Here is a 13208-nt window from a genome sequence, read left to right on the forward strand (position 1 = left end):
AGTTAAAGTAAAAACTTATGAAGAAGCGTCGTCTAAAAATTACTTTTTATGAGTAGGACGATAAACTTTCACGTTTTTATAACCATTATCGATTAAAAATAGTGCTTGTAGTTTACTCATCACACCATGATCACAATATAATAAATACTCTTTAGATTGGTCCAAATCGCCAAACTGTGTTGCCAATTTGTAGAAAGGTAAATGCTTAACTTCCACATTATCAATCTCTAACGGATTATTCTCTTCTTCTTCAGGGCTACGAATATCTACAATTACTGTACCTTCAGCAATTTGTTCGACCATATCTACAGCTTTAATTTCAGCCTCGGTTTCTTGGCCAATATCTCGAATATCAAAGACACGAGTTTCGCTGATCACTTTATCTAAAATACTAAAGTCGAAGTTTGCTTCTTCGGCTTCAATTTTTGACAGCACCGCTTTAACCGTTGGACTTTTAGAAATAACCCCACAATATTCAGGGATTGTTTTAGCGAAATCTTCAGTACCAATTTCACGAGCAATATCAATAATATCTTGTTTATCGTATGCGACTAATGGTCTTAAAATAAGGGTTTCGGTTACTCTGTCTATCACATTTAAGTTCGTTAATGTTTGACTAGAAACTTGCCCTAAAGCTTCACCAGTGACTAATGACTGAATTTTACCTTTTTGAGCAATTTGTGCTGCTGCGCGCATCATCATACGTTTCAGCACAACGCCCATCTGACCATTTTCAACATTTTCTAAAATTTCACCAATAACCGGTTCAAAATCAATGGCGAAAAATTTAACTTTATGAGACGCGCCAAACTTATTCCATAAGTAATAACATACTTGTTTAACACCAACTTCGTGGGCAGAACCGCCCAAATTGAAAAAGCAGTAATGTGTTCTAGCACCTTTTTTAATCATTTGATAACTAGCAACACCAGAATCAAAGCCACCAGAAACTAACGAAAGTACATCTTCTTGGGTAGCGATAGGGAAACCGCTTAAGCCTTTGTGCGTGTTAGTAATAATAAATAAATCATTATTTTTAATTTCTAAACGAATAGTAACATCGGGTTTTGCAAGTTTAACTTTTGCACTATCAACCGCTTGATTTAAGCCACCACCAACATACTGCTCTACTTTAATAGAGTTAAAATCGTGCGTTCCAGTGCGTTTAACTCTTACACAAAAGCTTTTATTTTCAATAGTTTCGGCGTGAACAGCTAAGGTTTTTTCAAAAATATCATGCAAATCACTAAAGTCTGTACGTTGTACTTCAATAAATTGGGGAATACCAGGAATACACTTTAAAGTGTCAATTAACGCTAAACGGTTTTCAGGACTGTCGTCTTTGGTATTAACTTCAATATTGTCCCAGTTAGCACGAGTCGTTACTTGTTCGTCAACACGGCGTAATACATTTTTAACATTAGACTCTAATATTTTTATAAAACGTTTCCGTACAGGACGACTTTTAATGGTGATTTCAGACTGTAATTTAACGATGAATTTCATCAGCTATAACTCGCAAGTTAACTAGAATAAGACTAGCAAAAAATAATGGCGCAAATTATACATGAAAAGGGAGCAACGCTACAAGAAGCGAGTATTGGATAGAATAAAAAAGCCGCTAACGTTTAGAGGGAAATTAAAAATATCAAAGGTATAAGAGCATGAATACCAATCTCACTAACTCTGTGATCATTTCTCATGCTTAAAGCAACCAACTACTGCATTATGTATTTAACAATTAGAACAACTATTCCTTAATTACAGTAACCGGCTCAGAAATCTTCGACTTCCCTTGGTTAATGGATATTTCTACTCGTCGATTTCTTCTGCGGTTGAGCCTATTAGTATTAGGTACCAATGGTCGAGTATCCGCGTGTCCTACAACAAGCATTCGTGCTTTATCAAAACCCGGTACTTGTAAAAGTTCATGAGCAATGGCTACTGCGCGTTGGCTCGATAAATCCCAATTAGATTTAAATAATTCAGATCTAATACCACGATTATCAGTATGAGCCGACACCATAATCTCTCCAGGCACAGTTTTTAGCAACTCCCCAATAGCCTGAATAATAGGTTTAAATTTAGGTTGTAAAAACGATGAACCTGACGGGAATGAGCCATTTTCACGAATTCTTATGGTAATTTGTTGCCCTAAAGATTCCAATTCTATCGCACCATCTTGTATTTCCTGTTCAAGTTGTTCGGCAATTTTTTTCACTAACTCATTAACTTGCTCTTGCTGAGCTTTTTCCATTTGCTCTTGAGCTTTTTGAACAGTTGCCGCTGATAATTCATCTGCGGTACTTTGAGATTGTCCACCTCTTGCGTCACCACGTTGCTCTTGACGACCACCAGCAGACGTTTCATCACCCGCTTGAAACTCCAGCATTTGCTGTGTCATTTCCATGGTTTGTTGTTGAATGACTTCAATTGGTGTTGGCTCAGGCTTACCTGGTCTAAATTCTTGGGCAATAATACTGGTGCCTTTAGGGATATCTTTAACTTCTATTTTATTTTGTACACCAAAAGCAAATTTCATCGACCCTGCAATTTGCTTAAACTTTAAAACATCCATTTCAGAAAAAGAAAGCAACAGCACGAAAAAGCACATTAACAATGACATTAAATCTGCAAAAGTCCCCATCCATGCGGGAAGTCCAGGAGGTGGGCACTTACTTTTTTCAGCCATTAGCCTCTCCTACTCTTCTTCAGTCGTGTTAATAGTGCGTTTACCTTCCGCTAGATAATTTCGTAAAAGCCCTTCAATAACTCGAGGATTTTGACCGTCTTGAATACCTAAAATAGCATCCAATACCAGCTCCTGATTCATTTGTTCTTCCGCTAAACGAAGTTTTAATTTATTGGCAATAGGGATCGCAATAACATTGGCAAGAAATGCTCCGTACAATGTGGTTAATAAAGCAACCGCCATAGCAGGACCGATAGATTTAGGATCATCCATATTTGATAACATGGCAACTAGGCCAATTAACGTACCGATCATCCCCATAGCTGGAGCAACATCAGCAAGCGACATCATCATACCAACGCCCCTTTCATGTCGCTCAGCGGTTAGGGCAATATCTTTTTGCAAAGTGCCTCGAACAACATCGGCATCATGACCATCAACAAGCATATCTACGCCTTTTTGCATGAAAGGATTGGTGATTTCTGCTTCTTCTAAAGCTAAAAATCCACCTTTTCTCGCGGCATCGGCCATATCAACGGCTTTATCAATCAGCTCTTCTGGCTTTTCAATTTTAAATAAAAAAGCTTTGGCGATCACTTTACCGATACCAAAAAATTGTCCTAAGTTATAGTTTGCTAGCACGACAAAAACAGAGCCGCCAAAAACAATAATAACTGACTGTGTATCAGCAAACATACCAACATCGCCAGAAAGCACCATTGCCATGATAAGTAAACCAATCGCGCCGACAATTCCAAGTATTGTTGCTAAATCCACACTTAACTCCTAAAACAACTCCCGAGTTCGAGTTGTATCTTTTAAATAATAATCATAAGTATATGATTATTATCGCCCATAGCACCAATTTCTTAATAATTAATTGTACTTTTTTTTAAAAATCTTGAATTATTGCCCAAATATGGGATGCTTCATTGACCTAAGCGCCAAGCTGAGGTAAGTTTGCGCGATATCTTTACCTCACATTTTAAAATAAAATTAGTAACATTATGGCTAAGAAAAAACTTGAAAACTTGAGTTTTGAAGAATCTTTAAATGAACTCGATACCATAGTACAAAATCTTGAACAGGGTGAGCTTAGTTTAGAAGAGTCGATGACACTTTTTGAGCGCGGCCTTAACCTTAGCCAAATAAGCCAATCTAAGTTACAAGATGCTGAGCAGAAAATTAAAATTTTATTGGCAAAAGATGGCCAAGAGCAATTAACCGAGTTTTCTTTACCTTCAGATGACAACGCCACGGAAGAAGTTTAGTGACCGACATAGTCAATCTTGAACAATATCAATCAAGAATCAATCAATTTCTAGAAAGCAGACTTGATCAGCTTGTCGTGAATGATGAAAAATTATTAGCAGCAATGCGGTATGGTTTACTTATTGGCGGCAAACGTATGCGCCCTTATCTGGCTTATATTACTGGTGAAACCTTAGGCGCGAACATTGAAGATATAGACGCAGTTGCTGCTGCTGTTGAGTGCATTCATGCTTATTCGTTATTGCATGATGATTTACCAGCAATGGACGATGACGACTTACGTCGAGGCAAACCTACTTGCCATAAAGCTTTTGATGAAGCTACTGCTATTCTTGCTGGGGATAGTTTACAAACCTTGGCTTTTGATATCTTAGCCAATTATGAATTCTCTGCTGAGGTATCGAATAAACGTATTACTTTTATTCAGCAACTTGTTAACGCCTCAGGCTATCAAGGTATGTGTGGTGGGCAAGCGTTAGATTTATCAGGAACAGACAAAAAAATATCATTAAACGCCCTAGAAACCCTACACTCTTTAAAAACAGGTGCACTTTTACAAGCTTCGGTATTAATGGCAGCAGAATGCTCTATAAATGCGACTGCTCAAGATAAAATATCGTTAAAGCAATATGCTCAATTTATTGGTTTAGCCTATCAAGTAAGAGATGATATAATAGACATTACCTCATCAGAAGAAGAATTAGGTAAACCTAAAGGCTCTGATGTTGCGGCAAACAAAAGTACTTACCCTGCATTGTTAGGTTTACAGGGCGCACAAGAAAAAGCGCAGCACTTATACCAACAATCACTTCAAGCTTTAACGAGTTTGCCTTACAATAGCCAAGCATTATCAGATTTTGCCACCTTTATTATAAAACGTTCGCATTAGTTTAAAATATAATACTCGATAGCAATAAAAATAAATACTTACAAATTGATCAGACACTATGACCACAAACCTTGCTAAATTTCCATTACTTTCAACCATTAACTCCCCTAGTGACTTGCGTGCATTAAACCAAGAACAACTCATTAGTGTGAGTAATGAGCTACGAAGTTATTTACTCAATTCAGTGAGTAAAAGTAGTGGTCATTTTGCTTCAGGTCTAGGCACGATAGAATTAACCGTTGCATTACATTATATTTATAACACGCCCTTTGATCATTTAATTTGGGATGTCGGCCATCAAGCTTACCCGCATAAAATACTTACCGGCCGCCGCGATCAGTTACACACCATTAGACAAAAAAATGGCTTACATCCTTTTCCATGGCGTGAAGAAAGTGAATACGATACCTTAAGTGTTGGTCATTCAAGTACCTCTATTTCAGCAGCTTTAGGATTAGCTGTTGCAGCAGAAAAAGAAGGTAAAAACCGTAAAACAGTTGCAGTAATCGGCGATGGCGCTATGACCGCAGGTATGGCATTTGAGGCATTAAATCATGCTGGCGATATTAAAAAAGACATGTTAGTGATCCTTAATGATAATGACATGTCTATTTCAGAAAATGTTGGCGCATTAAACAATCACTTTGCGAAAGTGTTATCAAGTAGTGTATTTGCTAGTTTGCGCGAAGGTAGCAAACGTATTCTAAGTAATATTCCACCAATTAAAGAGCTTGCTAGTAGAGCCGAAGAGCATATAAAAGGCATGGTTGTGCCAAGCACGTTTTTTGAAGAACTCGGTTTTAATTATATTGGCCCGATAGATGGTCATGATGTTAATAGTTTAGTTAATACCATCAAAAACATGAGCCATTTAAAAGGTCCACAATTACTTCATGTTATTACCACTAAAGGTAAAGGTTACCAAGCTGCGGAAGAAGATCCGATAAAGTATCATGCAGTACCAAAATTTAATCCTGAAGAAATCAGTTTACCGAAAAAAGCCCCTAGCCTACCGAGTTATTCACAAATATTTGGTGATTGGTTATGCAAAACGGCAGAGATTGATAAAAAGCTGATTGCGGTTACACCTGCCATGGCCGAAGGCTCTGGAATGGTAGAGTTTAGCCGACGTTTTCCTGAACAATACTTTGATGTTGCCATTGCTGAACAACACGCAGTAACTTATGCAGCAGGCCTTGCAATTGGTGGTTTACACCCTGTAGTTGCCATTTACTCAAGCTTTTTACAACGTGGCTATGACCAATTAATTCATGATGTAGCCATACAAAACCTGCCAGTACTCTTTGCTGTAGACAGAGCGGGTGTGGTAGGTGCTGATGGCGCAACTCATCAAGGTGCGTTTGATTTAAGTTACCTACGTTGCATTCCTAACCTTATTATTATGGCGCCCTCAGATGAGCATGAATGTCAGCTAATGTTAACTACGGGCCATCAATCAGCGCAACCTTGTGTTGTTCGTTACCCACGTGGTAGTGGCGTAGGTCAAGACTTGCCTGGGATTACTGACACTCTAGAAATAGGCAAAGGGCAAATAAAACAACAAGGTGAAGGTATTGCTCTACTTAGCTTTGGCACCTTCTTAAGAGAAGCTGAAAAAACCGCCAAAGCATTAAATGCTACCCTTGTTGATATGCGTTTTATTAAGCCACTCGATGTTGATATATTAAAAACGTTAGCGCAAATTCATCATACATTTGTAACCATAGAAGATAATGCAATTGCAGGCGGTGCAGGTTCAGGCGTCAATGAATATATACTTAGCCAAGGCATTGCAATAAAAGTGCTTAATATTGGCTTGCCTGATAGTTTTATTAAACACGGTACACAAGAAGAAGTTCATCATGAACTTGGCTTAGATTCCCTAGGTTTTATAGAGAAAATAAATACCTTTTTAGCGTAACACTTCTTTCTAAAAAACTTTCTCTTTGAAAGCTATTTATTTCAATAAAGGGGAGTAATTACCTCCCTTTTCCACTCGAATTCGCTTCAATAGTTGGTCTATTACCAATAGTTTAACGAAGAAGCAACAATGTAACCGCTAATGAGATTTTTGTTAAACCGAGTTCTGGTTAATTAGCACCCGTCGGTGGTGGTGGCATATTCACGTCTGTTTCATGATTATGATCATGAGCTTCATGTCCATGGGCTTGAGGGTGGTGGTTATCTGTTTTTCTTCTAGGTTTAGCTGCAATCGGAGGAGGCGGTGGGCGCCTTTCAATTGTATCTTCTTTATGTGCTAAAGAATCAGTATCTATATCTTTCCCTTCTTTATGCAATACATCTGCTGCATGAATTACTGTTGGTGCTTCATCATGTGAGTGTGTTTTTAAATGTTCTGCATTTACTTGTTCTATTGATGTTGATTCATCACTACTTATCAAATTAACAGCTAGAGCAGCTATCACAACAGTTGCAAAACCTGTGGCTACTAACGTCGTCTTATTCATGTTTATCTCGTGCATACAAGTATATTGGATACAATAATATAGCATGGCTTTTACAACCTTAACAATACTTACTGCTTAAAAACTCATCAATTACTCTTTACACCGCTTGTCTGTTTTAGTTTTTCTTACCTTGCCAAACGACTTGTGCTATTGACTGTACTTAGTAGCCTGTATATCCTCTGTTCATTATTTTTTGTCAGAATTATGTAGCCAATAATGATCAAGTATTTATTTATTTTCCTTACCCTTAGCTTTTCAGTTAACAGTTTAGCTGACACTGCTTATATTGGCGCTGATTATGTACTTGCTGATATTGATATTTATAATGAAAATGCTAAACCAAGCATGACTGCTATAAGACTAGGGGTGAGTAATAATAATATTGCATTTGAAGCGCAATATTTACTATCAACTAGTACCGATAATATTTATAGAATGGAATTTGATCTTGAAGAAAGTAAAGGGCTCTACATGGTCTTTCAATCAGAAGACATACAAGGTTTTCACTTTGATGTATCTCTGGGCTATGCCATTAATGAACTCACGGTAACTGGACCTACAGAAACGTATAACGGTACAGATGAATACAAAGGGTTTTCTTGGGGAGCATCTATTCAACAAAAAATACCTTATATGGATAATATGAAGATTAGACTAGGTTATCAGTCTTACTTTAAAAATAGCGACCTTGCTATTACAGGTATTGCACTTGGATTAACTTATCAATTTTAACCTACTGCCCCTATCACTAATATCCATCGGAACATGGTAATGGTATTCACTTTTAATTTTTTGGCAAAATACAGGTATTTCTCATGACTCATACCGTAAAAAACACAATGTTATTTCCAGCAATTAGTTTACTTTTGTTAGCATTAGTCGGTTGCGGCTCTGATGGTGACTCTGAAAACCTAGCAAATGCTGTTGCCCTAGAAGTACAACGTCAAGAAGGTACCATAATAGAGTCAGTAACGATTAAAGGGGGTCAATACCGTTTAATCGCCGATCAAACACATCAATTAACGGCTACTGGTATTGATAGCAATAACGACACTCGCGATGTAACCGGCGAACTTATATGGACTTCCAGCGATCCTGCTATTGCTAAAATTGATAGCAAAGGATTAGTCACCGCCGTAGCAAATTCAGATGTTAACCAAGGTAAGGTTACAATTACCGGTACGACGATTAATGGCATTGCCAATGAAACTGATATTTCAGTCAGCGATGTAAAACCTAGCTTAATCACATTAAAACAACTCAGCCCTGAGTCAGGCAATATCAATACTTGTATAGCTGCTAGTATTGTTGGTGATGTAACCTATGAAGATGGGTATACATCATTAAACACAGTAAATAATATGGAGTTTTCTCTTAATAACAACACTACAGCTGAAATTGATAATAACGGTAATTTATTTACTCAAAGTGAGTTTACCGAAAGCATCGAGGTGACAGGCAATATCGACACACTATCAGCTAATTTAACGGTAATAGCTGATCCAAGTAACCTCGCTTCAATTGACATTTTATTAGATGATGAAGTTACCAGTATTTTCGAATTTAACGTTGGCGATCGCATACAAGTTAACGCTCAAGCAAACTTGTTACCAGAAATTTCTGAAGAAGCCGTTAATATTGATCAGAGCATAACTTGGCAACAAAATGATGAAAATTATTTAGGCATTACTAACAATGGCGATGAAAAAGGTACCTTATTAGCTTTAAAATCAGGGGTTACTGAGCTAACAGCAAATTGTGGTGGGAAAATTGGCAGTGCGACAATCGCGATTAAAGGAGGCTCGCATTTACAAAACGTGAAAATTAATGATGATGAAAGTACCTTAATTTTAGAGAAAAATGGCACTTTAGCACTGACGTTAACGGCTAGTTATTCTTCAGATCCTACTAGCCTTAATGTTACTGAGTTTGCAACATGGAGTATAAATGGTAGTCCATTAGTTACCTCAGAACTTACTGATACAGGCACTAACGAAACCACTTATGTACTGACAGCAGTAAAAGATAAAACGGGCGAATTGATTGTTTCAACGGTTTACGATGGCATTACGGCAAGTGTAATTATCACGATTGAATAGATAAAAAGTATAGTTTGAAGAGCATGCTTAGAAGGTATAGCTCAAAAGATTTGGCCAATAAAAGAAAAGTTAGCTTTTATAGATGTTAATAAACACGCTATAAAAGCTAATTCACAATCTTAGTGAGTAAAATAATTACTCAGCGATGTACTCTACAACTTCTAAACCAAAACCAGATAAAGAATGATATTTAGTTTGCGAGCTTAGTAAACGCATTTTACTTACACCTAAGTTCGACAATATTTGAGAGCCAACGCCAACATTTCGTGAACCAACGTGGCGTTTCACTTCATTAACCACTTCGCCAGCATCTTTTTTCGCGTATTTTTCCACTTGAGCAATTAACTCTAGAGGAGATTCATGCTTACCAAGTAAGACTAATACCCCGCCTTCCTTACCTATTTTTTCTAACGCATTAGCAATTGGCCATTTAGCAACACTCTCTCGCTGACTAAACAATAAATCTCTGAATGTGTTTTCTAAATGCACGCGTACTAACGTGGGCTCGTCTGCTTTAATCTCGCCTTTAGTTAGGGCGAAATGCGCCTGACCATCGATAGTATCTTTAAAGATTGTTAAATCAAATTCACCAAATGCTGTCGGAAGCTTGCATTGAGAAACCCGTTCAATGGTCGTTTCATTAGCATTACGATATTCAATTAAATCAGCAATAGTACCCATTTTAACGCCGTGCTTCTCAGCAATCACTTCTAAATCGGGACGACGCGCCATGGTGCCATCTTCATTTAAAATTTCGACAATTACTGAAGCAGGCTCTAATCCAGCTAAACGCGCTAAATCGACACCAGCTTCAGTATGGCCTGCACGATTTAAAACGCCACCATCTTTAGCGATCAGTGGAAAAATATGCCCTGGCTGTACAATGCTTAAATGCGTGGCATTTTTGTCAACAGCAGCTAAAACTGTTGTTGCTCTATCGCCTGCTGAAATCCCTGTTGTCACGCCTTCTGCCGCTTCAATTGACACAGTAAAGTTAGTACTAAACTGTGCATCATTTTTTTCGACCATAAGCGGTAACTTGAGCTGTTGACATTTTTCAACCGTCATTGGCATACAAATTAAACCACGACCATGAGTCGCCATAAAATTAATGGCTTCAGGAGTAACTTTTTCTGCCGCCATAATAAAGTCACCTTCATTCTCGCGATCTTCGTCGTCCATCAAGATAACCATTTTTCCTAGTGCAATATCTGCAATGATTTCTTGGGGAGTATTTAATTTCATAACAACCTCATAATACGTTTAATTTTTATAACTCTTTACTATGTAATGTTAATCACTACATTCTTTATTTAATAAAGCCACTTTTCATCAATAAGTCTTGGGTAACTGATGACGTTTGATTGTCAGCTTCAGGTGATTTTTTTAATAATAAGCGTTCAAGGTATCGAGCGATAACGTCAACTTCTAAGTTAACTTTCGTTCCAACTTGATAATGCTTAATGATAGTTTGTTCAGAAGTGTGCGGCACAATTGTTAGTCGAAATTTACCACCCTTGTCATGATCAACTAAGCTATTAACGGTTAAGCTAATACCATCAATTGTCACAGAGCCTTTTTCACTAATATAGGGTGCTAATTCAGTAGGCATAGAAACCCAGTATTCAATACTATTGCCATTATGGGTAATAGAGACAATTTGCGCAACACCATCTACATGCCCAGAAACGATATGACCACCAAACCGAGTACTTGGTTGCATTGCTTTTTCTAAATTAACTTCATGCCCCACTTGATAATTAGCAAAACCTGTACGAGTTAGTGTTTCTTTAGAGACATCAACACTATAACTTGTATCATCATGAGCGACTACCGTTAAACAGATCCCATTGGTTGCAATTGAATCACCAAGGTTAACATCGCTCATATCAAGCTTGCCACTGCTAACAACTAGCCGCGCACCTTGTTCGTTAATATTAATCGCTTTTATTGTACCAATTGCTTCAATTATTCCAGTAAACATAAGAGTTATTCGCTTTAATTTTTGTTAAAGGTGGCGGTTATTTTAATATCAGGCCCCACCATAGTGACATTATTTATCGTTAATTTTTTTGCAGAAGCTAGACGCTCGATGCTCGGCAGTTGTAATAAGTTTTTTCCCTGCCCTCCAATAAGTTTAGGTGCTTGAAATAATATCAGTTCGTTGACAAGATCTCGCTCAAAAAATGCACCTGATAATCGAGCACCCGACTCAACCAAAATATCATTAAAACCACGTTGAGCTAATAAGGTTAATAATTCGGTTAAGTTAACCTTATCTTCGCCCGCATTATTTTTAACACTTGAACACTGAAGTTGTTCTACAAAATGAGGCCACTTGTTAGTACTTTCAATGCCTGTGCCAACTAAAATTATCGGTGACTCGCACTGAAATAAAGCTAAATCAGGTGTTAAACGTTGCTGTGAATCAATAATCACGCGAACAGGTTGCCTTAGCTTAGATTCAGGGAAGGTTTTGACTGCCTCCTCAAGCTCTTGATAGCGAATAGTCATCTTGGCATTATCGGTAATCACCGAATCAGCACCTGTAATAATCGCACAACTTTGTGCTCGAAGTGCTTGTACATTTTTTCTAGCGTGCGACGATGTTATCCATTTACTTTCGCCACTAGCCATCGCAGTTTTACCGTCAAGGCTTGCTGCCATTTTACAGCGAACGTAAGGTAAACCTGTGGTCATTAAGTGAATAAACCCTTTATTCAGCTGTATTGCATCTGATTCAAGCAAACCGATGGCCGTAGTAATACCTGCCTGCTCTAGCATAGTAATCCCACTACCTGACACTTGAGGATTGGGATCAACCATAGCAATAACGACATGCTTGATACCAGCCTCAATTAAACCTTTCGCACAAGGTGGCGTTTTTCCAACATGACTACATGGCTCTAAAGTGACATAAGCAGTAGCTCCTTTTGGAGTTTCTCCAGCCTTGTTACAGGCTAATAAAGCATTGACTTCTGCATGAGCTAAACCCGCTCGCTGATGAAAACCTTCACCAATTATCTGTTGATTTTTAACGATTACACAACCGACTCTAGGGTTGGGCGATGTGGTATATCGACCTTGCTTAGCCAGAGTAATCGCGCGCTGCATAAATAAGTAGTCTTGTTTACTAAACTCGCTCACGCTTATTGACCTTTTTTACTTTTTTTACCTTGTTTAGCAGCAATACTGTCACCACCTAAACGCGCTATTTCTTCACCAAACTCACGAATATCCTCAAAAGAGCGGTACACAGAAGCAAATCGAACATAGGCGACTTTGTCTAATTCTTTCAATTGTTCCATAATTAAACTGCCTAGCAGTTCACTAGGTATTTCTCGCTCACCTGTTGCTCGAAGCTGCGACTTAATAGTAATAATAGAAGACTCAACTTGCTCTGTACTTACTGGCCTTTTCTCTAATGCTCGCATTAGACCAGTTGTCATTTTTTCTTCATTAAAAGGCTCTCTGGAACCATCTCTTTTAATAATACGAGGCATGACAAGTTCCGCTGTTTCAAACGTTGTAAATCTTTCATGGCACGCTAAACATTCTCTGCGACGACGTACTTGATGGCCGTCAGAAACTAATCGAGAGTCGATAACTTTAGTGTCGTCTGTTGCGCAAAATGGACAATGCATTTATTCACCTTTACAAATTTTCGAGCACAGTTTTCTGGTACTAGAAAACAAAAATGGCCGCTTAATGCGACCATTTTAATGTAAAACAACTGGTTAATCTAAATTAACTTGTTTTATTTCTATTATTCACCAATAAAGTGACTA

13 protein-coding genes are annotated in these 13208 nt (G+C 37.9%); 5 read left to right on the forward strand and 8 right to left on the reverse strand.

Going from position 1 to position 13208, the window contains the following annotated elements; genetic code table 11:
- Positions 1 to 39 precede the first annotated feature (39 nt).
- The 3 genes from thiI to pomA all read right to left on the reverse strand — a co-directional run bounded on the left by thiI (position 40) and on the right by pomA (position 3469).
- Positions 40 to 1506, reverse strand: coding sequence for a tRNA uracil 4-sulfurtransferase ThiI (gene thiI, locus AC27G3_RS04345; protein WP_487119139.1), 1467 nt, complete (start codon positions 1504 to 1506; stop codon positions 40 to 42).
- Positions 1507 to 1750: 244 nt separating this feature from the next.
- Complete coding sequence (locus AC27G3_RS04350) at positions 1751 to 2692, reverse strand: flagellar motor protein MotB (protein WP_487119141.1); 942 nt, start codon at positions 2690 to 2692, stop codon at positions 1751 to 1753.
- 9 nt (positions 2693 to 2701) lie between these two features.
- Positions 2702 to 3469 carry a flagellar motor protein PomA gene (pomA, locus tag AC27G3_RS04355; protein WP_487119143.1) on the reverse strand — a complete coding sequence of 256 codons (768 nt, stop codon included), beginning with the start codon at positions 3467 to 3469 and terminating at the stop codon, positions 2702 to 2704.
- Positions 3470 to 3699: 230 nt separating this feature from the next.
- On the opposite strand from pomA, the gene AC27G3_RS04360 reads away from it, so the two are divergent.
- The 3 genes from AC27G3_RS04360 to dxs are packed head-to-tail and all read left to right on the forward strand — an operon-like array spanning position 3700 to position 6774.
- On the forward strand, positions 3700 to 3963 hold the full coding sequence (locus tag AC27G3_RS04360; RefSeq protein ID WP_487119144.1) for an exodeoxyribonuclease VII small subunit: 264 nt from the start codon (positions 3700 to 3702) through the stop codon (positions 3961 to 3963).
- A complete protein-coding gene (ispA, locus tag AC27G3_RS04365) occupies positions 3963 to 4853 on the forward strand; it encodes a (2E,6E)-farnesyl diphosphate synthase (protein ID WP_487119146.1) in 891 nt (296 codons plus the stop codon). The genes AC27G3_RS04360 and ispA overlap by 1 nt, the downstream gene beginning before the upstream one ends.
- Before the next feature lie 58 nt (positions 4854 to 4911).
- Complete coding sequence (dxs, locus tag AC27G3_RS04370; RefSeq protein WP_487119147.1) at positions 4912 to 6774, forward strand: 1-deoxy-D-xylulose-5-phosphate synthase; 1863 nt, start codon at positions 4912 to 4914, stop codon at positions 6772 to 6774.
- Between the two features lie 169 nt (positions 6775 to 6943).
- On the opposite strand, the gene AC27G3_RS04375 is transcribed toward dxs, so the two are convergent.
- On the reverse strand, positions 6944 to 7321 hold the full coding sequence (locus tag AC27G3_RS04375) for a hypothetical protein (RefSeq protein ID WP_487119149.1): 378 nt from the start codon (positions 7319 to 7321) through the stop codon (positions 6944 to 6946).
- 216 nt (positions 7322 to 7537) lie between these two features.
- Between AC27G3_RS04375 and AC27G3_RS04380 the strand changes: the two genes are divergently transcribed.
- Complete coding sequence (locus AC27G3_RS04380; RefSeq protein ID WP_487119151.1) at positions 7538 to 8053, forward strand: hypothetical protein; 516 nt, start codon at positions 7538 to 7540, stop codon at positions 8051 to 8053.
- A gap of 83 nt (positions 8054 to 8136) precedes the next feature.
- Positions 8137 to 9420 (forward strand): Ig-like domain-containing protein, encoded by a 1284-nt coding sequence (locus tag AC27G3_RS04385; protein ID WP_487119153.1) that lies wholly within the window; start codon positions 8137 to 8139, stop codon positions 9418 to 9420.
- A gap of 135 nt (positions 9421 to 9555) precedes the next feature.
- Here AC27G3_RS04385 and ribBA read toward each other — a convergent pair whose 3' ends face one another.
- From ribBA to nrdR, 4 genes are all read right to left on the reverse strand, one after another.
- Positions 9556 to 10665, reverse strand: a complete 1110-nt coding sequence (gene ribBA, locus AC27G3_RS04390; protein WP_487119155.1) for a bifunctional 3,4-dihydroxy-2-butanone-4-phosphate synthase/GTP cyclohydrolase II — start codon at positions 10663 to 10665, stop codon at positions 9556 to 9558.
- Between the two features lie 64 nt (positions 10666 to 10729).
- Positions 10730 to 11404, reverse strand: coding sequence for a riboflavin synthase (locus tag AC27G3_RS04395; protein WP_487119157.1), 675 nt, complete (start codon positions 11402 to 11404; stop codon positions 10730 to 10732).
- A gap of 14 nt (positions 11405 to 11418) precedes the next feature.
- Positions 11419 to 12567, reverse strand: coding sequence for a bifunctional diaminohydroxyphosphoribosylaminopyrimidine deaminase/5-amino-6-(5-phosphoribosylamino)uracil reductase RibD (ribD, locus tag AC27G3_RS04400; protein ID WP_487119159.1), 1149 nt, complete (start codon positions 12565 to 12567; stop codon positions 11419 to 11421).
- A 2-nt stretch (positions 12568 to 12569) separates the two neighbouring features.
- Positions 12570 to 13064, reverse strand: coding sequence for a transcriptional regulator NrdR (gene nrdR, locus AC27G3_RS04405; RefSeq protein WP_487119160.1), 495 nt, complete (start codon positions 13062 to 13064; stop codon positions 12570 to 12572).
- Positions 13065 to 13208: the final 144 nt, after the last annotated feature.

The sequence above is a fragment of the Colwellia sp. SU-HH01217 genome (genome assembly GCF_057543495.1).

Coding starts and splice junctions, on each gene's coding strand:
- thiI (WP_487119139.1), bottom strand. CDS start 1,506: ATGAAATTCATCGTTAAATTACAGTCTGAAATCACCATTAAAAGTCGT.
- AC27G3_RS04350 (WP_487119141.1), bottom strand. CDS start 2,692: ATGGCTGAAAAAAGTAAGTGCCCACCTCCTGGACTTCCCGCATGGATG.
- AC27G3_RS04360 (WP_487119144.1), top strand. CDS start 3,700: ATGGCTAAGAAAAAACTTGAAAACTTGAGTTTTGAAGAATCTTTAAAT.
- dxs (WP_487119147.1), top strand. CDS start 4,912: ATGACCACAAACCTTGCTAAATTTCCATTACTTTCAACCATTAACTCC.
- AC27G3_RS04375 (WP_487119149.1), bottom strand. CDS start 7,321: ATGAATAAGACGACGTTAGTAGCCACAGGTTTTGCAACTGTTGTGATA.
- AC27G3_RS04380 (WP_487119151.1), top strand. CDS start 7,538: ATGATCAAGTATTTATTTATTTTCCTTACCCTTAGCTTTTCAGTTAAC.
- AC27G3_RS04385 (WP_487119153.1), top strand. CDS start 8,137: ATGACTCATACCGTAAAAAACACAATGTTATTTCCAGCAATTAGTTTA.
- ribBA (WP_487119155.1), bottom strand. CDS start 10,665: ATGAAATTAAATACTCCCCAAGAAATCATTGCAGATATTGCACTAGGA.
- AC27G3_RS04395 (WP_487119157.1), bottom strand. CDS start 11,404: ATGTTTACTGGAATAATTGAAGCAATTGGTACAATAAAAGCGATTAAT.
- nrdR (WP_487119160.1), bottom strand. CDS start 13,064: ATGCATTGTCCATTTTGCGCAACAGACGACACTAAAGTTATCGACTCT.